Below are 18,811 nucleotides of genomic sequence, written 5' to 3'. Positions count from 1 at the left end.
TGAAAAGAAGAATGGTTTGCATTTATTCATCGCCACCAACTCAAGTAGCCGAAATATCGCACAATTTTGATAAATCCTTTACAAATTGGTTTGAATTCTGTACCGTCAGGTGCACATAACCCTGTTTAAGTAATATTAAACAGGGTTTTTGATTTATTCTACAGTTCTCACTTTAACAGATAACAAAGTTCACAATGTAGCCTGCGTACAAATCTGAAGGAATTTTCACTGAATTATTAGCCTTAGTATTATTTATTTTAGTTGATTGGTGTGGGAGAGTGCCACATTACTCAACCTTAAATTCCCGGCTGGAATTTGGAGTTATGCAGATCCTGATTCCGTTATTTACTTTTCTTTCCTCATATACTCCCCAATAACCTGCTCATTAAAATCCTTGCTCTGGCTAAAAGCTTTGATGATAGATTCCCGGTCAGCATCATTACGGTTTTGACTGAGTTTCTTTTTGCCTTGCAAATCGGTTACTGTAATGTTAAATACCACAATAGCTTTACACAACTTGAGTTTGTAATCTATTGGCAAACCAGCCCATTGTTGCAGGTAAGCAGCATCATATGATGCTATCATCTCTTCGAGCGCCTTTAGTTGTGCAACTTCATCGGTAACTATTTTAGCTTCACCGTAGGCATGTATAGCTATGTAATTCCAGGTGGGTACATTCAGTTCCTTTTCATAATGAGTAGGAGCAATGTAAGCATGAGGTTCGGTAAAAATAATCAGTGATGTGCCCTTGGCGATGTATTCAGCCTGAGGATTGGCCCTGGCCAAATGGGAAGATAGGATCACTTGTTCACCCTCTTGTTTAATTAAAAAGGGCAGGTGAGTAGCCTCGGGTATATTTCCATTTACATTAATCAAGGTGGCAAAGCTATACTGCTTCATAAAAGCTACAGCTTCGGCCACATCGGTTAATTCGAAATGTTTTGGGGTGTACATTATTATAAAGTTTGCAGCAACTGTTTTAGCACCACTTGGGCTGCCCAAACACGGTTACCTGCTTCATGTATCACGATGGAATTAGGTCCGTCCAATATCTCGTCAGATAGCTCGAGGTTACGGCGAACAGGCAAGCAATGCATCACTTTGGCATCGTTGGTTGCCTTCAATTTTTCATTGTTCAGCATCCATTCGGGGTGTACACCGGTCACAGCACCGTAAGGCTCATAAGCCGACCAGTTTTTTACGTAAACAAAATCGGCACCGGCAAGGGCTTCGTCCTGTTTATGGGTAATGGTTGCGCCCTGGGTAAAGTCTTCGCTTAATTCGTAACCCTCGGGGTGAGTGATCACAAAATCAACATCGGCTTTACACATCCACTCGGCAAACGAGTTGGGTACAGCTTGTGGCAGCGGCTTAATATGCGGAGCCCAGGTTAACACCACTTTAGGGCGATCAACCGTTTTAAGCTCGGTAATGGTAATTAAATCGGCCAGGCTTTGCAACGGGTGGCGGGTGGCCGATTCCAGGCTCACGATAGGCACACCGCAATACTCCACAAACTTGTTAAACACCTGCTCGGTATAATCCTCTTCGCGGTTTTTAAGTCCGGGGAAAGAGCGCACGCCGATAATATCAACATACTGCCCTAAAACGGCGGCGGCTTCGCGTACGTGCTCAACTGTGGTTCCGTTCATCACAGCGCCATCCTGCAGTTCCAGCGCCCATCCTTCTTTATCAATATTGAGCACCATAGCGTTCATGCCTAAATTGAGTGCAGCTTTTTGCGTACTCATGCGGGTACGCAAGCTTGGGTTCAAAAAAACCAAACCAATGGTCTTGTTTTTACCCAGCTCCTGATGAGCATACGGATTGCTCTTCAATTCTAAAGCTTCGGCCACTAAGGCGTTGATGTTGGTAACGTCGTGTACTGATGTGAATTGTTTCATGAACCCCTCCCGGCCTCCCCAAAAGGGGAGGAGGTATGTTATAATGTGATATACTATTGTTATGCAGTTACGTTTGCTGCTTTTAATGTTTGCGCAAAGGCATCTAAAAATTGGTCGGCGTGTGCTTTGGTTAAGTTTAATGCGGGTAATAATCTTACCACATTTGGCTTAGCCTCTCCTGTAAATATGTGATGCTTGTTCAGTAATTCTTTACGTACATGGGCTAATTCTTCGGGTAACTCAATACCTATCATTAAACCACGACCGCGAACTTCTTTAACCTGTTCAAACTTTTTCAGCTCCTCAATTAAGTATTCGCCTACCTCGGCAGCGTTTTGCATCAGGTTGTTCTGCTCAATTTCTTCTAACACGGCCAATGCAGCAGCACAAGCCAAATGATTACCGCCAAAAGTAGTGCCCAGCATACCGTAAGCTGGTTTAATTTTAGGCGAAATGCTGATAGCTCCAATTGGGAAACCATTACCCATGCCCTTAGCCATACTGTAAATATCAGCATTAACTCCGGCAAAGTCGTGTGAGTAGAATTTACCTGTACGACCATAGCCGCACTGAACAGAATCGGCAATAAACACAGCGTTATGCTCATCACAAAGCGATCTGATCTTTTGCAAAAAGCTTTCGGTAGCCACCTGTATGCCGCCTACGCCTTGTATGCCTTCAATAATAACCGACGATACCTCGTTTTGGGCGAATGCCTGCTCTAAAGCCGCTTCATCGCACCATGGTAAAAATATCACGTTGTCGGTTTCGTTTACCGGGGCAACAATTTTAGGGTTATCGGTAGCGGCAACAGCTAATGAGGTACGACCATGAAATGCCTTGCGGAAAGCAATGACTTTCTTTTTACCGTTGTAAAAAGACGCAAGTTTTAATGCGTTCTCATTAGCTTCGGCACCTGAGTTACACAAGAACAACTGGTAATCATCTTTGCCCGATACCTGGCCCAATTTTTCGGCCAGTTGCTTTTGCAATGGAATTTCTATCGAGTTTGAGTAAAAACCAATTTTATGCAACTGGTCTTCCAAACGCTTTACATAATGCGGGTTGGTGTGGCCAATTGATATTACGGCGTGACCGCCATATAAGTCTAAATATTCAGTTCCTCTATCATCATAAACCAAGCTGCCAACACCTTTAACAATGTTGATAGGGTTTATAGGGTAAACATCAAATAAATTCATTCTTGTAAGGTTAGTTCATTTTTTCTTTCAAAAATTCCAAAATGTGCTTTTGTGTAACAACATTAATTTCACTTATTTCATTATCAAGAAAAATTTCTTTATAAATTTTCCTTGACTCAAAAATAGATTTGTCATTTAATTTAATCTTAAATAGATAATCATAGAGGTTAAAGTTAACTTCTAATTTTAGCGATAAATTTTCAGGTTTAATTGAGCCCCTTAAACCATACATGATATTTACAAACTCAAGTTTTTCAATGTCTTCTGAATAAATGTCATACCCGAATATTTTTAAAGCTTTCGGTTTATCCGATACTTCTTTGGTAAAAGGAATATTAAATGTTGAAACAGTTCTCGTCTCAAAGTTTTCGTTCCATCCATTCAGTTTGTATATACTCTTAGCTTCATTAAATAAATCATCGAAATGTTGTAGAATACCATTTACTGATCTCCATAATTTATTTTTAATTTGATTGAACGTTTCATAAATTACTAAAGGAGATTTGGGTGTTTTTTGCGAAGATGCTTTGCGTTTTAACAATTCAATTTCTTTAACAAAATCACCTGTTTCTTCCAATGATTCTCCTTTAGCTGCTTTTATCGATAATTCTAAAGACCAAATAGCGTTTTCAGCAACATAAGTTATCAAGGCTTCATAGTCTCCTAAATCGGCAATGTGTAATGCGCGCAAATAGTTGTTTTTATCGGCTGATTTAATTACGACCGGTGGGAAATTATTCTTAAGCAGTACATAGTTCATTAATAACCGTGCAATTCTTCCGTTTCCATCATCAAAAGGATGTATGCATACAAATTTATAGTGTAACATAGATGCTAAAGTGATAGGATGTAGTACAGATTCTTCTTCACGGTACCATTCTATCAATTCTTGCATTTTTGCCGGGGTTTCAGTTGGTGAAGCGTATTCAAACATTTCACCATTTTGAAGCCGTACTGAATTTGGATATTCTTTGTAAGAGCCTACCTTTATTTGTCTACGTGTATTATGGCCATCAGGCGTTATTGCATCTTTCCAATATGGCCGAACTAAAATGATCTCGTTTAAATTTTTTATTATCTGTTCAGTAAGCGGACGCTCTGTATCTTTGGCTAAGTCTTCGATTATATGATATGCTAAATCATGCGCTTTAATTTCTTCATACTCACGCAATTGATGATTGCCTAATGTATCATCAAACATTAATAATAGTTCCGTTTCGCCATAGGTAAGGGTGTTTCCCTCCATATGATTAGAATTGTAATTGAATTCTAATCTGAATTTTTTATCAAGACGGTTTTTATCCTCAGATTTTATAGGTTGAAGAGCATTTAAATCATTAAATAATTTATCTATAATATCTAAAGTATGTGCCATGTGTCTTAACTTAATAATTTTAGAGAGAAATTAGTCACTTTAAAAAGCTACCGCTTTAAGTTTCAAGCCTAAAGTTTCATCCAGCCCAAAAATCAAATTCATATTCTGTACCGCCTGACCCGATGCGCCCTTCAACAGATTATCCATAATACTGATAATGAATAACTTATTTCCCTTTTTTTGCACCTGGATGAAGCATTTATTGGTATTCACAATTTGCTTCAGGTCGATGTTGCGTGTGGTTACGTGGGTGAACGGGTGAGCGGCGTAATAATCGCTGTATAACTTCACCGCATCCTCGGCGGTTAGTTCGCTGTCCAAATATATCGAGGCTATGATACCTCGGGTAAAATCGCCCCGGTACGGAATAAAGTTAACCGGCTTATCAAAAGCCGGCTGTAACTGCGTCAGCGATTCGCCAATTTCATTTAAATGCTGGTGATCAAACGCTTTGTAAACCGAGGCGTTATTATTACGCCAGGTAAAATGCGACGTAGCCGCCAAACTCTGACCTGCACCTGTAGAACCGGTAGTAGCTGTTATATGAACCTCGGCATTCAGATTATTGCTTGCCGCTAACGGCAATAAACCTAACTGTAAACAAGTAGCAAAACAACCCGGATTGGCAATGTTATTAGCTTGTATAATAGCTTCGCGATTCAATTCGGGCAAACCATAAACAAACCGGCGCGAATCAATAGTTGATTTATCTTTCAGCCTGAAATCCTGGCTCAGGTCAATAATTTTTACACTTTCGGGAAACGGATTAGCTTCCAGAAATTTGCGGGCATCGCCGTGACCAACGCATAAAAACAACACATCAATATCGTGTAATAATTCGCCGCTGAACTGCATCTCTGTATCACCGAATAAATCGGTGTGTACCTCGTAAATATAGTTACCCGCGTTGCTGTTGCTATGTACAAAGGCAATATCAACCTGCGGGTGATTTATCAGAATGCGCAATAACTCGCCCCCGGTATAACCTGCACCCCCAATAATACCTGCTTTTATGTTAGCCATTGTTATATGGTTATTTTGAATAATAAAAAATCGTCGGTTAACACCTGTTGTTCAAAGCCAATAGCCTTGTAAAGGCTTTGAGCAGTGTAGTTTTCCTTTTGGGTTTCGAGCTGAATAAATGTTGCCCCGGTTTGTTTGCCAAATTCCATAGCCGTTTTTATCAGTTGCTCCCCAATTCCTTTTTTTCGATGATCCTGAGCAACATACAGATCGTTTAAGATCCAGTTCTTGGTAAGCCTTGCCGACGAATACTTTGGATATAATTGCGTAAAGCCTACCGGTTTATCCGTTTCATCTAAAGCCACAAATATTACCGACTCGTTATTGCTTAAACGCTGTAAAAGAAATGATGACGATGCAGCTTCGTCAGACGGTTGTTTATAAAACACCCGGTACTGATTGAACAGATTGGAAACAAGGCCAATTTCATCAACATCAATTCTTTTAATTCTCATCTTAGCCGTTTACTTTGTGATAAATCATCACCTGGTTGCCAAATATTTTTGAGAAGCCTTTAACGTCTTCACCGCTCCATGCGTTGTTCATTTCGCCGTAGCTGCCAAATTTGTTCGACATTAAATCGTGAGCAGATTCAATGCCTGTTACCTGGAAACGGTAAGGATTAAGTTCAACAAATACCTTACCGGTTACATTAGCCTGAGTGTCATCCAGAAAAGCCTCGATGTTACGCATAATAGGGTCGTGGAACTGACCTTCGTGCAACCAGTTGCCATAGAAAGACGATAGCTGCTCTTTCCATGAAAGCTGCCATTTGGTTAACACGTGCTTTTCTAACGTGTTGTGTGCTTTAATAATAATCATTGGAGCAGCAGCCTCAAAGCCTACGCGGCCTTTAATACCAATAATGGTATCACCTACGTGAATATCACGGCCAATGCCGTAAGGCTGGGCAATAGCCTGCAATGCCTGAATAGCTTTAGCCGGATGGTCATATTTAGCACCATCGATGCTAACCAATTCGCCTTTTACAAATTCAAGCTCAATGTGTTTGGTTTCGGTTGAAGTAACCGGGGTAGGCCATGCATCTTCAGGTAAACCCAAATTTGAAGTCAAAGTCTCTTTACCGCCAACTGATGTGCCCCAAATACCTTTGTTGATAGAATACTTTGCTTTTTCAAAGTTCATTTCAACACCGTGCTTTTTCAGGTACTCTATCTCTTCTTCGCGACTCAATTTTAAATCACGGATGGGAGTTAAAATCTGAACATTAGGCACCAGGATATTAAAGATCATATCAAAACGAACCTGATCATTACCTGCACCGGTGCTACCGTGTGCTACGTACTCGGCACCAATTTCTTTGGCGTAGTTGGCAATGGCCGTAGCCTGGCTAACACGCTCGGCGCTAACCGATAGGGGATAAGTGTTGTTTTTTAATACATTACCGTATATTAAATAACGTACACAAGTGTTGTAAAAGTTGGTAGTTTCGTCAACTACGTGGTGTGAGGTAACGCCCATTTTAAAGGCACGCTCTTCAACCTGTTTCAGTTCTTCGTCGCTAAAACCACCGGTGTTTACAATTACCGAGTGTACTTCATGACCCAGATCGCGGGTTAAGTAGATGCAGCAAAATGAGGTGTCCAATCCGCCGCTATAGGCTAAAACTACTTTTTTCTTCATTATACGGTTGTAATATGCTTTGTATTAAAAATGTATGTTCTTAAGGCTCTTTTTAAGCGCATTTTCAATACGCTCCAATAAGGTGGCCTTATGGGTTATCTTTTTTAAGTTTTCTTCAAACTGTTTTTGCTTGTCTTCAGGGTCCCACAGCATGGCGGTACACATGCAGTTTTTGCGCTCTTTCGAAGTTAAAATATCGTAGTTAACACAACTGCGGCATCCTTTCCAAAAGTCTTCGTCCTGGGTAAGTTCAGAGTAGGTAACAGGTTCGTAACCCAGTTCAGAATTTATCTTCATTACGGCCAAGCCCGTTGTTAAACCAAATATTTTGGCGTGAGGATATTTATCGCGCGATAACTGGAATACGGCCATTTTAACGGCTTTAGCTAAACCAACTTTTCTAAACTCCGGATTAACAATGAGGCCCGAGTTGGCCACAAAGTCGCCATGGCTCCAGGTTTCGATGTAGCAAAAACCTGCCCATGTGCCATCCTTGTGCAAGGCAATTACGGCCTTTCCTTCGAGCATTTTATTGGCAACATACTCAGGCGAACGCTGTGCAATACCGGTACCGCGAGCCTTGGCCGATGCCGCCATTTCATCGCAAATTTGTGTAGCGTAATCAGCGTGCTTTTCAGCTGCAACAATTATATCAAAATCTTGTAAGGTCATGAGTAATAAAACGAACTAACGTTAAACTATCGGCTTACTGCCTGTGTGAAATTTAAAGGGGTTAATAAAGGAACGCACTGGTTCCAGTTTGGTTGTAGTAAAAGCAAATGCTTTCTCAAACCCGAGGAATAAATAATCGTCGTCGTGACGGAAAATTAACTAAAACAGTAACGTTCAAAGCAACGGCAAACCAGGCAGATACTGCTACGGTAAGGGGCCTAAATATGCTTTGGATGTTCATTTTTTAAATTATGTTCTATGTTTTAGAATTTTGTGCAAAGTATTCAAATATATTTTATTTATGCAAGTAAAAAGTGCATATAAAAGTTAAACTTTTGTAAATAAATTATGAGCGTGCCAATGTAGTTGTAAACACTTGCGCTTATGCAGCGTTAACATAAGATATTATGAACGATGCGCCTTTAATATTAACGTTGATGCTTGACGGCGAAAGCCAGCAATATTTTAATAAACTGCGCAAGGCGCATTTTCCACCTGAACGCAACTATCTGGATGCACATTTAACGTTGTTTCATCATCTCCCGGCTAATGAAGTTCAGGTTATTAAGGATATTGAACTGGCCGCAGCTAACCAGCCATTTCTACAATTACAGGTTAGCGGCATAAAAAGTATCGGTAATGGTGTAGCTTTTAATATAGAAAGTCCTCAGTTAAAACAGTTGCACAATTACTTGCAACAGCTTTGGTTGGAATGGCTCATATCGCAGGATAAACAAAAGCTATGGCCGCACATTACCATACAAAATAAAGTTGCCCCCGATGTAGCAATGTTACTCAAAGCGCAATTAGAGCAGGGTTTTAAACCTTTTGCTATTAATGGATTGGGATTAGCCTTATATGAATACCACGGCGGCCCATGGAAGTTTGTACAGGAATTTAGATTTAGTGGTTAATTATACCTTTCATAGGTTTCGTCCCAATCCTTACGCATATCATTAAATCGTGCCGACACTTTTTTATAGAAAGCATCATCCAATAATTCGAAAACACTGTTTACGCCATCCAATAAATCCGAATCGGCTACCTTGTAGGTTTGTTCGAGTGCTCCCTGCTCTATTTTGATGATGAACTTACGGTTCATATTAAATATCGATACCTTAAAATCGGGGTGCGGAATTTCGGCTATTACTCTCATGGTGTTATTCAAATTTAATTTTACCCTGCAGCGGGTCGTTACCATTTAAAGTGCCCCAGGCGGCTAAGGGTTTAAAACGGGCAAACAGTTCTTCGCTATACCAGCCCTCGCTGCGCGTTTTTTTAATGATCTCGGCATGCTCGCGCGAGCGATAGGCAAAGTCTTTAACATCATCCAAACTTTCCCAAACCGAAAACGTGGCCTGCCGGTAAACCGGTGCTTCGCCAATACCAACCGATGTAATGTAGCCTTTTGCGGTGGTCATATGAGCAGCGGCCTGGTCAACGTGGCTCCAAAAGTTTTTTAACCTTTTAAGCTTGATAGTAGCACGGGTAAGCACGGCAACAGGGCCATTATAGTCTTTCGTATTAGCACTTCCAAAAGGCTCTTTGCCATCCCATTTACCGTGGCTTTGCAGCGGTTCGGCTAATAAGGTCCAGCTTTCAGTTGCCAGTTTTTTCCACCATAAAGATATTAAGGAACGCTGTTGAAAATTATCAAAATCAGCACGGGTATTCCATACGGCCAGCAATCCCCATTGCTGCCAGTCGGGCGATAGATCGAATGTGCCATTACGGCCGCAGCCCAGTAGTTTCCAAAATGTACAGCCTTTTTGCAGCATTAACGGCAACCGGTGTATGGCCATTGCAAACAATGCAAAAGGAACAAACGCTTTGCGGTAACGTACTATGGTGAGGCTAACAATCATCGAAATGCGAAATAAATGATTAAATATGATATTTGTCTTATTTAATTTGATGCCCGCCTGCTTACTTTTGCACCATGGCCGAAGACTTAAATATTCTCCAATCAACAGATAAAGCAGCACAATACCAGTCGTTGCTGCCGCAGATAGAAGCCCTTTTGCATGGCGAACCCGACCTTACCGCAAATCTGGCTAACATGGCCGCTGCCCTCAAAGAGCAGTTTAAATGGTTTTGGGTAGGATTTTATTTGGTTAAAAACGATCAATTAGTTTTAGGTCCGTTTCAGGGACCGGTAGCTTGTACACGTATTAACATGGGCAAAGGCGTATGCGGAACAGCCTGGGAGCAAAAGAAAACACTTATTGTGTCCGATGTGGAGGCTTTTCCGGGGCATATTGCCTGTAGTTCGCTATCGCAATCGGAAATTGTAGTTCCGCTCATTCATAAAGGCGAAGTGGTTGGTGTGCTGGATGTTGACAGTGAATCGCTCGATCAGTTTGACGAAACTGATGCCATTTACCTCGAAGAACTGGTAAAGCTTCTTAACTTCTAAATGCAAAAGCTTTACCTTATTTCGGGATTGGGGGCCGACAGGCGCTTGTTTGATAAGCTTCAATTACTTGGCTATGAACTGGTGCATGTGGACTGGATTGAACCCGAACCTATTGATACTATTACTACCTATGCCAAAAAGCTGATCGATATATATCAAATTCCTCACGGGGCCAATGTGTTAGGTGTGTCCTTAGGTGGCGTGATGACCGTTGAAATAAGTACATTGATTCCGTTGGGTAAAGTAATCATTGTTTCGAGTATTAAATCGGCCGAAGAAATCCCAGCTTATTTTCGGTTTTTCCGCAACGTACCGGTTTATAAGATCATTCCACACGGATTTTATACCTCTATGGGAAGCATCATCAAACCACTGTTTGGCGATACCAAAGGAAAAGCCGGTTTCCTGTTTGTCGATATGATCAAAAAATCATCGCCGGTATTTATGCGCTGGGCTATGCATGCCATACTGCATTGGGTACCCAAGCCGCTCGGCGGAAAAATACATCACATCATTGGTAATAATGATTTGATCTTTCCGCACCGCAGAATAGTAACTGCAACCCACATTATTGAAAAAGGTAGCCACGACATGGTTTATACTCGCGCAGCCGAAATAAGCAAACTCGTATTATCTATTCTGAATGATGAAACTGCCTGAAGATTTTTATCTCAACAGCAACGTAGTTGAAGTGGCGCGTAACCTGCTGGGCAAATATTTGTTTACCCGTATAGATGGTGTGGTTTCGGGTGGATACATTGTAGAAACGGAAGCTTATAATGGCGTTATCGACAAAGCATCGCACGCCTATGGAAATCGTTTAACACCACGCACACAAACCATGTTTGAACGTGGAGGTGTAGCTTATGTTTATCTCTGCTATGGCATCCACGAAATGCTGAATGTGGTGACATCTGTTGAAGGGCAACCTCATGCCGTCCTTATTAGGGCAATAAACCCTACACAAGGAATTGATGCTATGCTATATCGCCGTAATATGGCCTTGGTTAAACCCAATATTACCGCTGGCCCGGGTTCGGTTGGCAAGGCGTTGGGGATTAACCGCAAACTCAACAACATCAGTTTTCAGAGTGATACAATGTGGATTGAGGACAGAGGTATGATCTTTGCCGATGATGAAATTGCCGCCGTTCCGCGCATTGGTGTAGCATATGCTAAAGAGGATGCTTTGCTACCTTACAGGTTCTATGTAAAGGGCAATGTTTACGTGAGTAAACCTAATCGATAATATTTCAATCAAAAATTAAGCTGGTGGGTTTATAATATATCAAACTATAAAAACACTACTATGGATTATCAACACGATCTGAAAAAACTGGAAGATATTGAAAAACTGCGCGGACTTATCGATAAATCGAAAACCGCAATGTTAACCACTTTTGCCTTAGGCGATGGCTTTCATAGCCGCCCCATGGCTACTGCCCAGCTTGATGTAGAAGGCAGCCTTTGGTTTTTCACCAACGAGTTTTCGCCTAAGGTGGCCGAGGTTTCTTACGAAAACAAAGTAAACGTAACCTATGCAAACGCAAGTTCTGATACTTATATCAGCGTAAATGGCACCGCGTATCTGGTTGACGATGCCGCCAAAAAGCAAGAGCTATGGAACCCGTTCATCGAAGCTTTTTTTAAAGATGGTGCCGAAGATCCAGCTTTGATATTACTGCGGGTGGATATTACCGATGCAGAATACTGGGACAACAGCGCAGGTGCAGTTGGACTGGCATTTAAGTGGATCAAATCGGTAATTACCGGAACTAAATTTGAACCCGGCGAACACGAGAAAGTTGATTTATAAAAACAAGCGGCAGGTTAAACCTGCCTTTTTTGTATAATTGAACCATGGAATTTCAGAACAGCGCCGAGTTTGCTCACCAACTCGACGAGCAGGATGCCCTGCACAATTATCGCGATCAGTTTTTAATACCTCAGCATAATGGGAAAGACATTATTTACCTGTGTGGTAACTCGTTAGGCTTGCAACCTAAATCTACCAAACAACATCTTGACGCAAAATTAGGCGAATGGCAAAGCCTCGCCGTTGAGGGATGGTTTCAGGGCGATAACCCGTGGCTTGAGTATCACAAGCAATTACTGCCTGCATTGTGCAATATTGTTGGGGCGCATTCATCCGAGATAACGATCATGAACTCGCTTACCATTAACCTGCATTTGCTGATGGTAAGCTTTTATCAGCCTAAAAACGGTCGCTACAAAATTATAATGGAGGGCGGCGCATTCCCATCAGACCAGTACGCGGTTGAAAGCCAGGTAAAGTTTCACGGTTTTAACCCTGAGGATGCTGTGATTGAGATTTTTCCGCGCGTTGGCGAAAGTACCTTGCGTACTGAAGATATTTTAAATATGATCAAGGCCCATGGCAATGAGGTTGCGCTGGTGTTGTTTGGCGGTATTAATTATTATACAGGGCAACTATTTGATATGCAAAATATCGCTGCCACGGCACACGAGGTTGGTGCTCTTGCAGGGTTCGATCTGGCGCATGCTGCCGGCAATGTTCCGTTGCAATTACACAAATGGAATGCTGATTTTGCCTGCTGGTGTTCGTACAAATATATGAACTCGGGACCGGGAGGTATAAGCGGCATTTTTGTGCATGAAAAGCATCATAACAACCCGCAACTAAACCGTTTTGCAGGTTGGTGGGGCTACCGTAATGATACCCGTTTTAAAATGGCTCCCGGCTTTAAACCCGAGGTTGGTGCCGAGGGCTGGCAGGTAAGTACAAGTCCTGTTTTGCTGATGGCAGCGCACAAAGCATCACTTGACATTTTTGAACAAGCCGGTAGTGTAAATACCCTGCGTGAAAAGGCTTTGGTGCTTACTGCATACCTTGAGTATTTGATTAATCAAATTAATCAACAGGCAGGAGATGAGTTATTTAAGATCATAACGCCAGTAAACCAGCAGGAGCGGGGGAGCCAGTTATCCATCATTTGCAAGCGTAATGGTAAAGCTATTTTTGATTATTTGGCAAACCAGGGCGTTATTGGCGACTGGCGCGAACCCGATGTGATCAGGCTAAGCCCTGTACCGTTGTACAATACCTTTACCGATGTTTACACGGCAGCCTTACACCTCACCCAAGCTGCAAAAACTTTATAACTTTACATGATTACCTATAACCCCAAAGACTGGTTTACATTTTTATTCCGTTTTCATAAGTCCGATACGCTACTCAAACTTTTTCCGCTCATGCTTGGGGTGGGTATTTATTCGGCACTCGTAACCTGGCTATTACTGGATTACATACACCTGCCAGATAGCAGTGTAATACATAAAACCAGCGTGGTGCATTCCACTTTAGGTTTTGTATTGTCGTTGTTGCTGGCCTTCCGCATTAATTCGGCTTACGACCGCTGGTGGGAAGGGCGTAAACTTTGGGGCGCATTGGTAAACAACAGCCGTAACCTGGCCATAAAAGTCAGGCACTTGGGTAATGCGGCTGATGTGCAGTTTTTTAATCAACATATTTCGCTATATGCCGAAACGCTGAAGGACCATCTACGCGATCAACAAAACAAGAACGCTCTAAAAGCGGGATTTAACCCTGATAAACATTTGCCTAACCAGGTAGCATCAGCCATGATAGCTCGTGGGTATAAGTTAAATGATGGCAGTATCAACACTGAGCAACTGATGAGCATTAATGCCGAACTGATGTCGTTCACTGATATTTGCGGTGCTTGTGAGCGTATTAAAAACACGCCTATTCCTTACAATTATGGCGTATTTATTAAAAAGTTTATCTTTTTCTTTATCATGAGTTTGCCGCTCACTTGGGCGTTTGAGCTGCATTATTATATCATACCAATTATTGCCTTTGTGCTGTATGTGTTGGCCAGTATTGAGTTGATTGCCGAAGAAATTGAAGATCCGTTTGGCTTTGATGAGAATGATTTGCCTCTGGAAAAAATAGCGCTAAACATTAAGAAACACGTAGGGGAGATACTGGAGTAATTGCCTATGCTAAAAATCGCTTTCGACCCTATATACGCCCATCCACTGCCCGAAGGGCACAGGTTTCCGATGCTAAAGTATGAGCTGATACCACAACAGTTACTGCACGAGGGGCTTATCACTGAGGATAGCCTGTTTTCGCCCGAACCATTGAATGAGGAGACTATACTGTTAACACACGACAAAGTCTACTGGGAACAACTGCGCAATTTATCACTACTGCCTAAAGAGCAACGCCGGATAGGTTTCCCCCTTACTCATCAATTGGTAGAGCGAGAAATACGCATTGCCAAAGGAACTATAGACGGTTGCCATTACGCATTTGAGAACGGCATAGCCTTTAACGTAGCCGGAGGAACCCACCATGCCGGCAGCAATTGGGGCGAAGGTTTTTGTATGTTAAATGACCAGGCTATTGCCGCCAATTATTTATTAAATAAAGGATTAGCTCAATCTATCTTAATTATTGATTTAGATGTTCACCAGGGCAATGGCACTGCCGAAATATTTGAGCAGGAGCCGCGCGTGTTCACCTTCTCCATGCATGGCGACAAAAACTTCCCATTCCGCAAAGAACGATCAGACCTTGATATACCGCTGGCTGATGGTGTTAGCGATGATGAGTTTCTGGACTTAGTATACTGCACCGTTCCGCAATTAATCGCTCAGCAAAAGCCCGATTTCATTTTTTACCTTTCGGGAGTAGATGTACTGGAATCGGATAAATTAGGCAAGCTATCCCTCACTAAAGAAGCTTGCAAAGAGCGCGACCGTTTTGTATTACAGCAGTGCAAAAATGCGGGTGTACCCGTACAGGTGAGCATGGGCGGTGGGTATTCGCCTCACATTAGGGATATTGTGGAGGCGCATTGCAATACGTATAGGGTAGCGGTGGATATATTTTTTTGAAGTGGTGAATATGTAAATTGTATAAAAACAAAACACTCATATACTACCATACAAAATCGTAGTATACCAAAACTTATCATAACAAAAACAGGCCAAATTTATGTTCGGCCTGTTTTTTGTTTATGGAGCTTTTAAAGATTAATCAATATCAAGTTTACCTTCAATGGAGTCATCCAGCGTTTTGCCCATTACAGCACCGGCGGCTTGCTTAATAAATGCTATAGCGTTACCGTGCTTATTGTCCCAATAATAACCTGCGGTTGGTTCAACTTTAATAACAGTGATGCGTGGGTCATCTTCGCCCTCAGTAAACCAGGTTTTTAGTATGGGTTCCCAAAGTTCTTTTATCTTCTCCTTGTCTTTGCTTACGTCGGCAATACCGTAAATGTTCAAAAAATCAGAATGGGCCGAACCCTGGAACAACAGGTGCACGAACGGGTCGTGGCTTAATTCTTCATTTTTATGGCTATCATCAGCGCTCAGGAACCAAAAGTTTCCCTCATCGTCTATTTTTTGTACGGCCATTGGGCGGGTTGAAAATGGTAACCCGGTTTTTATGTTCGAACAAAAGAAACAGCTGGATGCCTTTTCGGCAAGTTCTTTAATTTTTGCTTTAGCTTCTTCGCCCTGCAGATTTTTAAAATTATCCTCGGGCTGGTTTTGATTAATGCTATCCATGTTTTTATAGGTATTTATAAGTTAATGCCTATATGTAACCGCATGGAAAGCTTTTTGTGTTTAAGAAGTTAATATTTGGTAGTTTGAATTAAATTGCATCGAACTCAGAGTTGACTCGATCAACTGTTTAAATGTGGTCCCGGTTCAATAAGATTTATACAGCCACCAACTCTACCTTCTTCCACGGAAATTGTTCAGCATGAGTTATAACCATGTTACGCATATAATCATTTGAAGGGTAAGGTGTAAGGTAATTTTTAAGTTGTGCCAGGTTATTGGCTTCCATATAGTGTGAAATATAGCCCATACCATAAAGGCGGCCTTCTTCAATCAGGATGCAGCTGTGCTCATCATCTTTACGGCCTTCATCACGTATAGCAAAAGTAGGTAAGGCCTGTTTAAGTCCCTCAATAGCGTTTAATACTTTTTGATTGTAGCTGGCCACAGTTTCATTACCGCTACAGGCGCACTGGGTGGCATTGGTTCCCGTACAGGTATCGGCATTGGTTTGAACCATGCAAAACTTGGGGCAAAGCTCATAAGCATCAATAAGCCGGGTAAGCAAAGCGCGCCCGGTAAGTAATGAACTGCACGTATGCACGGGCGACGAATACTTACGCCGCTTATCAACCACTAAACGCACGTAGCCACGTTGGTCTTCATAGGTGTATAAGCCAAAGTTAAATTCCAGCTGTTTTTGTGAGCGGTTAAATTTGGGCCAAAGGCGTTTTATTTCCACAGCTTCGGTAAGCAGGGCCATCAGCTCCGTTCCGCACTCCTGAAAACTTATCTGGTGTATATGCCGCATAAATTCCTGCCGTTGCGCCCCGGAGTTGTTACCGGCAAAATGACTGGCAACACGCTTTTTTATGTTTACGGCTTTGCCTACATACACTACTTTGCCTTTATTATCATGAAAGTAGTAAACGCCCGGTGTAGCAGGCAACTTATCAATAAATTTACGGTGCAAATTAGGGGGGAGCACCTGTTCTTTTGAGCGTTGCTTCAGGGCATCGGGGATGTGATTGTGTACATCGCTGTTGAGTAACAAGGTAAACAATTCGGCAGTAGCATCGGCATCACCGGCTGCGCGGTGACGGGCGGCATTACCTATACCTAATTGATGACATAGTTTGCCCAGGCTGTATGAAGACATTCCCGGCAATATTTTGCGGCTCAGGCGTACGGTGCAAAGCTTGTTGCATTGCAAATCATACCCGGCCTGGGCCAAATGGTATTTAACAAATGAATGGTCAAAATTTACATTATGTGCTACAAAAATGCAGCCATGCAGCAAGTTAAATATATCATAAGCTACATCCTTAAACGGACGCGCTGTGCGCACCATTTCATTACTGATACCGGTAAGCGCCTGTATATATACCGGTATATCAACGCCGGGGTTTACCAGCGTTTCGTAGCGCTGCACAACCTCATGGCCATTATGAATGCAAATGGCAATTTCGGTTATGCCATTTGCATTAGCATGGCCTCCGGTGGTTTCAATATCAACTATGGCGTACATCACAACATCAAAAGTAAACAAATAATCATAATGCTAAAATTGTTAGTTTGAAAAAGAATGCATTCAAATATATAATGAATAGTTAAGGCAAAGCAAGAATTACGATTACATAAAGCAACAGGATGTTGCTTATTAAAAGTTTGTATAGTAATTTAGGGTCCTACTAAAAACCTAATAATCATAATGAAAGCGATCACTATTTTTTACTGGATTTTTACCGGTTTGTTATGCGCGCTCATGCTGTTTTCGGCGGTAATGAGTTTTAAATCGACACCCGAGGGCGATGCCATGCTTAAACATATAGGCTTTACGCCGCCAATAACGCATTTGCTTGCGGTATTTAAAATACTGGGAGTAATTGCTTTGTTAATGCCAGGTTTACCACGGCTTAAAGAATGGGCTTATGCCGGGTTTACCTTTGACCTCATGGGGGCCATGTATTCATTTATTGTTGTGGGCGATCCGTTAAAAGACTGGGCATTCATAATTTTTGCCCTGGTACTTGTAACAGGATCATATATATGCTGGCGCAAAAGAACTACCATTGCCTTGAAATGAATAAAGAATAGAAAGTTACAGCAGGCCTCACTACACCCAAACGGCACGTATCATACGGTCTTTTCCAGCCATGTCCTGGCGTAGTTCAATATTAGTAAAATCTTTTCTCGCTAACATATCAACCGTTTCCTGCCCGTAGCTTTCATTGATCTCGAAAAAGAGATAGCCCTCCGTTTCAAGATGGTCAATCGCAAAATCGGCTATGGCATTATAAAAAAGGAGCGGGTCGGCATCCGGAACAAACAGGGCGGTATGTGGCTCAAAGTCGGTTACGTTACGGTGCATTTGCAGCTTATCGGTACCGGTAACATACGGCGGATTGCTAACTATTACATGGTACTTTTGATGGGTAATAACTGATGGTTCAGGGTTTAATATATTGGTTTCGATAAAGGTAATTTCGGCATTATTCATGGCAGCATTGTGCTTTGCAGTTTGTAAAGCTTTAGATGATATATCAATTGTAAAAATCTCATTATTAATATCAATTAACTTTAAAGAAACCGGAATGCAGCCGCTACCTGTGCCAATATCCAGTATTTTTAAGCCGGATGAATGGTTTATGGTTTTGATGATCCAGTCCACCAGTTCTTCAGTTTCAGGGCGGGGTATCAGTACCGATGGGTTGACTTCAAAAGTGTGTCCGTAAAACTCGGTATGGCCCAAAACGTATTGTACAGGCATGCCGGTTTTAAGTTGGGCGAGTTGGGTAAGCAGCCGCTCGCTTTGCACTACATTCAGTTCCGTATCGCCATATGCTTTAAGCTGGGCGTTGCTTAGTTTTGTTAAATCTGTTAATAACAAGGTAGTTATCGCGTCAGCTTCGGCAGGGCTGTACATGTCTGCTAAGCCAGTCTTCATCACATTAAAAGCATCTTTAACCGTTTTCATGCAACAAATAAACAT

General features: G+C 41.9%; 22 protein-coding genes. 9 read left to right on the top strand and 13 right to left on the bottom strand.

Features of this window, described 5'->3' with window-relative positions:
* Positions 1 to 345 precede the first annotated feature (345 nt).
* Genes QE417_RS04075 through QE417_RS04040 form a run of 8 tightly spaced genes read right to left on the bottom strand, consistent with a single transcriptional unit; the run spans position 346 to position 7,820 of the window.
* Positions 346 to 954 (bottom strand): FMN-binding negative transcriptional regulator, encoded by a 609-nt coding sequence (locus QE417_RS04075; RefSeq protein ID WP_311947679.1) that lies wholly within the window; start codon positions 952 to 954, stop codon positions 346 to 348.
* A 2-nt stretch (positions 955 to 956) separates the two neighbouring features.
* The gene (locus QE417_RS04070; protein WP_311947677.1) at positions 957 to 1,904 is read right to left on the bottom strand and encodes an N-acetylornithine carbamoyltransferase; all 948 of its coding nucleotides are present in this window, start codon (positions 1,902 to 1,904) and stop codon (positions 957 to 959) included.
* A 59-nt stretch (positions 1,905 to 1,963) separates the two neighbouring features.
* The gene (locus QE417_RS04065) at positions 1,964 to 3,106 is read right to left on the bottom strand and encodes an aspartate aminotransferase family protein (protein WP_311947675.1); all 1,143 of its coding nucleotides are present in this window, start codon (positions 3,104 to 3,106) and stop codon (positions 1,964 to 1,966) included.
* A 10-nt stretch (positions 3,107 to 3,116) separates the two neighbouring features.
* A complete protein-coding gene (locus QE417_RS04060; RefSeq protein ID WP_311947674.1) occupies positions 3,117 to 4,481 on the bottom strand; it encodes a Fic family protein in 1,365 nt (454 codons plus the stop codon).
* 39 nt (positions 4,482 to 4,520) lie between these two features.
* On the bottom strand, positions 4,521 to 5,504 hold the full coding sequence (gene argC, locus QE417_RS04055) for an N-acetyl-gamma-glutamyl-phosphate reductase (protein WP_311947672.1): 984 nt from the start codon (positions 5,502 to 5,504) through the stop codon (positions 4,521 to 4,523).
* A 2-nt stretch (positions 5,505 to 5,506) separates the two neighbouring features.
* Entirely contained in the window at positions 5,507 to 5,959 is a 453-nt protein-coding gene (locus tag QE417_RS04050) for a GNAT family N-acetyltransferase (protein ID WP_311947670.1), read from the bottom strand.
* Position 5,960: 1 nt separating this feature from the next.
* Positions 5,961 to 7,148, bottom strand: coding sequence for an argininosuccinate synthase (argG, locus tag QE417_RS04045; RefSeq protein ID WP_311947669.1), 1,188 nt, complete (start codon positions 7,146 to 7,148; stop codon positions 5,961 to 5,963).
* A gap of 24 nt (positions 7,149 to 7,172) precedes the next feature.
* Positions 7,173 to 7,820, bottom strand: a complete 648-nt coding sequence (locus QE417_RS04040; RefSeq protein ID WP_311947668.1) for a GNAT family N-acetyltransferase — start codon at positions 7,818 to 7,820, stop codon at positions 7,173 to 7,175.
* A gap of 407 nt (positions 7,821 to 8,227) precedes the next feature.
* Here QE417_RS04040 and QE417_RS04035 point away from each other — a divergent pair, with 407 nt between their 5' ends.
* Positions 8,228 to 8,734, top strand: a complete 507-nt coding sequence (locus tag QE417_RS04035; protein WP_311947667.1) for a 2'-5' RNA ligase family protein — start codon at positions 8,228 to 8,230, stop codon at positions 8,732 to 8,734.
* Here QE417_RS04035 and QE417_RS04030 read toward each other — a convergent pair.
* Both QE417_RS04030 and QE417_RS04025 read right to left on the bottom strand, forming a co-directional pair.
* On the bottom strand, positions 8,731 to 8,976 hold the full coding sequence (locus QE417_RS04030; protein ID WP_311947666.1) for a hypothetical protein: 246 nt from the start codon (positions 8,974 to 8,976) through the stop codon (positions 8,731 to 8,733). The two genes, QE417_RS04035 and QE417_RS04030, sit on opposite strands and share 4 nt — an antisense overlap.
* A gap of 4 nt (positions 8,977 to 8,980) precedes the next feature.
* Positions 8,981 to 9,685, bottom strand: a complete 705-nt coding sequence (locus QE417_RS04025) for a DUF3291 domain-containing protein (RefSeq protein WP_311947664.1) — start codon at positions 9,683 to 9,685, stop codon at positions 8,981 to 8,983.
* 74 nt (positions 9,686 to 9,759) lie between these two features.
* On the opposite strand from QE417_RS04025, the gene QE417_RS04020 reads away from it, so the two are divergent.
* From QE417_RS04020 to QE417_RS03990, 7 genes are read left to right on the top strand one after another with little or no spacing between them, the layout of a single operon-like run.
* The gene (locus tag QE417_RS04020; protein WP_311947662.1) at positions 9,760 to 10,236 is read left to right on the top strand and encodes a GAF domain-containing protein; all 477 of its coding nucleotides are present in this window, start codon (positions 9,760 to 9,762) and stop codon (positions 10,234 to 10,236) included.
* The gene (locus QE417_RS04015; RefSeq protein WP_311947661.1) at positions 10,237 to 10,896 is read left to right on the top strand and encodes an alpha/beta hydrolase; all 660 of its coding nucleotides are present in this window, start codon (positions 10,237 to 10,239) and stop codon (positions 10,894 to 10,896) included. It abuts the gene before it with no gap.
* The gene (locus QE417_RS04010; RefSeq protein ID WP_311947659.1) at positions 10,880 to 11,485 is read left to right on the top strand and encodes a DNA-3-methyladenine glycosylase; all 606 of its coding nucleotides are present in this window, start codon (positions 10,880 to 10,882) and stop codon (positions 11,483 to 11,485) included. The genes QE417_RS04015 and QE417_RS04010 overlap by 17 nt, the downstream gene beginning before the upstream one ends.
* A 60-nt stretch (positions 11,486 to 11,545) precedes the next feature.
* Positions 11,546 to 12,052 carry a pyridoxamine 5'-phosphate oxidase family protein gene (locus QE417_RS04005; RefSeq protein WP_311947658.1) on the top strand — a complete coding sequence of 169 codons (507 nt, stop codon included), beginning with the start codon at positions 11,546 to 11,548 and terminating at the stop codon, positions 12,050 to 12,052.
* A gap of 44 nt (positions 12,053 to 12,096) precedes the next feature.
* The gene (kynU, locus tag QE417_RS04000) at positions 12,097 to 13,380 is read left to right on the top strand and encodes a kynureninase (protein ID WP_311947657.1); all 1,284 of its coding nucleotides are present in this window, start codon (positions 12,097 to 12,099) and stop codon (positions 13,378 to 13,380) included.
* A 6-nt stretch (positions 13,381 to 13,386) separates the two neighbouring features.
* Entirely contained in the window at positions 13,387 to 14,235 is an 849-nt protein-coding gene (locus QE417_RS03995) for a bestrophin family protein (RefSeq protein WP_311947656.1), read from the top strand.
* A 6-nt stretch (positions 14,236 to 14,241) separates the two neighbouring features.
* The gene (locus QE417_RS03990; protein WP_311947655.1) at positions 14,242 to 15,144 is read left to right on the top strand and encodes a histone deacetylase family protein; all 903 of its coding nucleotides are present in this window, start codon (positions 14,242 to 14,244) and stop codon (positions 15,142 to 15,144) included.
* A gap of 138 nt (positions 15,145 to 15,282) precedes the next feature.
* Here the strand turns inward: QE417_RS03990 and QE417_RS03985 are convergent, their stop codons facing one another.
* Both QE417_RS03985 and QE417_RS03980 read right to left on the bottom strand, forming a co-directional pair.
* A complete protein-coding gene (locus tag QE417_RS03985) occupies positions 15,283 to 15,822 on the bottom strand; it encodes a pyridoxamine 5'-phosphate oxidase family protein (protein WP_311947654.1) in 540 nt (179 codons plus the stop codon).
* Positions 15,823 to 15,976: 154 nt separating this feature from the next.
* The gene (locus QE417_RS03980; RefSeq protein WP_311954582.1) at positions 15,977 to 17,347 is read right to left on the bottom strand and encodes an exonuclease domain-containing protein; all 1,371 of its coding nucleotides are present in this window, start codon (positions 17,345 to 17,347) and stop codon (positions 15,977 to 15,979) included.
* Positions 17,348 to 17,530: 183 nt separating this feature from the next.
* Here QE417_RS03980 and QE417_RS03975 point away from each other — a divergent pair, with 183 nt between their 5' ends.
* Positions 17,531 to 17,905 (top strand): DoxX family protein, encoded by a 375-nt coding sequence (locus tag QE417_RS03975; protein ID WP_311947653.1) that lies wholly within the window; start codon positions 17,531 to 17,533, stop codon positions 17,903 to 17,905.
* 30 nt (positions 17,906 to 17,935) lie between these two features.
* Here QE417_RS03975 and prmC read toward each other — a convergent pair whose 3' ends face one another.
* Positions 17,936 to 18,796: a peptide chain release factor N(5)-glutamine methyltransferase gene (prmC, locus tag QE417_RS03970; RefSeq protein WP_311947652.1), complete on the bottom strand. Its 861-nt coding sequence runs from the start codon at positions 18,794 to 18,796 to the stop codon at positions 17,936 to 17,938.
* Positions 18,797 to 18,811 lie beyond the last annotated feature (15 nt).

It is taken from the genome of Mucilaginibacter terrae (assembly GCF_031951985.1).
In the GTDB taxonomy this organism is placed as follows: Bacteria; Bacteroidota; Bacteroidia; order Sphingobacteriales; family Sphingobacteriaceae; genus Mucilaginibacter; species Mucilaginibacter terrae_A.
Note: the sequence above shows the minus strand (reverse complement) of the source record. Positions and strands in the feature narration are given on the sequence as shown.

Coding starts and splice junctions, on each gene's coding strand:
- kynU (WP_311947657.1), top strand. CDS start 12,097: ATGGAATTTCAGAACAGCGCCGAGTTTGCTCACCAACTCGACGAGCAG.
- QE417_RS04065 (WP_311947675.1), bottom strand. CDS start 3,106: ATGAATTTATTTGATGTTTACCCTATAAACCCTATCAACATTGTTAAA.
- QE417_RS04070 (WP_311947677.1), bottom strand. CDS start 1,904: ATGAAACAATTCACATCAGTACACGACGTTACCAACATCAACGCCTTA.
- QE417_RS04075 (WP_311947679.1), bottom strand. CDS start 954: ATGTACACCCCAAAACATTTCGAATTAACCGATGTGGCCGAAGCTGTA.
- QE417_RS04050 (WP_311947670.1), bottom strand. CDS start 5,959: ATGAGAATTAAAAGAATTGATGTTGATGAAATTGGCCTTGTTTCCAAT.
- QE417_RS04020 (WP_311947662.1), top strand. CDS start 9,760: ATGGCCGAAGACTTAAATATTCTCCAATCAACAGATAAAGCAGCACAA.
- QE417_RS03980 (WP_311954582.1), bottom strand. CDS start 17,347: ATGTACGCCATAGTTGATATTGAAACCACCGGAGGCCATGCTAATGCA.
- QE417_RS04005 (WP_311947658.1), top strand. CDS start 11,546: ATGGATTATCAACACGATCTGAAAAAACTGGAAGATATTGAAAAACTG.
- prmC (WP_311947652.1), bottom strand. CDS start 18,796: ATGAAAACGGTTAAAGATGCTTTTAATGTGATGAAGACTGGCTTAGCA.
- QE417_RS04040 (WP_311947668.1), bottom strand. CDS start 7,820: ATGACCTTACAAGATTTTGATATAATTGTTGCAGCTGAAAAGCACGCT.
- QE417_RS04030 (WP_311947666.1), bottom strand. CDS start 8,976: ATGAGAGTAATAGCCGAAATTCCGCACCCCGATTTTAAGGTATCGATA.
- argG (WP_311947669.1), bottom strand. CDS start 7,148: ATGAAGAAAAAAGTAGTTTTAGCCTATAGCGGCGGATTGGACACCTCA.
- QE417_RS04015 (WP_311947661.1), top strand. CDS start 10,237: ATGCAAAAGCTTTACCTTATTTCGGGATTGGGGGCCGACAGGCGCTTG.
- QE417_RS03990 (WP_311947655.1), top strand. CDS start 14,242: ATGCTAAAAATCGCTTTCGACCCTATATACGCCCATCCACTGCCCGAA.
- QE417_RS04060 (WP_311947674.1), bottom strand. CDS start 4,481: ATGGCACATACTTTAGATATTATAGATAAATTATTTAATGATTTAAAT.
- QE417_RS04025 (WP_311947664.1), bottom strand. CDS start 9,685: ATGATTGTTAGCCTCACCATAGTACGTTACCGCAAAGCGTTTGTTCCT.
- QE417_RS04035 (WP_311947667.1), top strand. CDS start 8,228: ATGAACGATGCGCCTTTAATATTAACGTTGATGCTTGACGGCGAAAGC.
- QE417_RS03975 (WP_311947653.1), top strand. CDS start 17,531: ATGAAAGCGATCACTATTTTTTACTGGATTTTTACCGGTTTGTTATGC.
- QE417_RS03995 (WP_311947656.1), top strand. CDS start 13,387: ATGATTACCTATAACCCCAAAGACTGGTTTACATTTTTATTCCGTTTT.
- QE417_RS04010 (WP_311947659.1), top strand. CDS start 10,880: ATGATGAAACTGCCTGAAGATTTTTATCTCAACAGCAACGTAGTTGAA.
- QE417_RS03985 (WP_311947654.1), bottom strand. CDS start 15,822: ATGGATAGCATTAATCAAAACCAGCCCGAGGATAATTTTAAAAATCTG.
- argC (WP_311947672.1), bottom strand. CDS start 5,504: ATGGCTAACATAAAAGCAGGTATTATTGGGGGTGCAGGTTATACCGGG.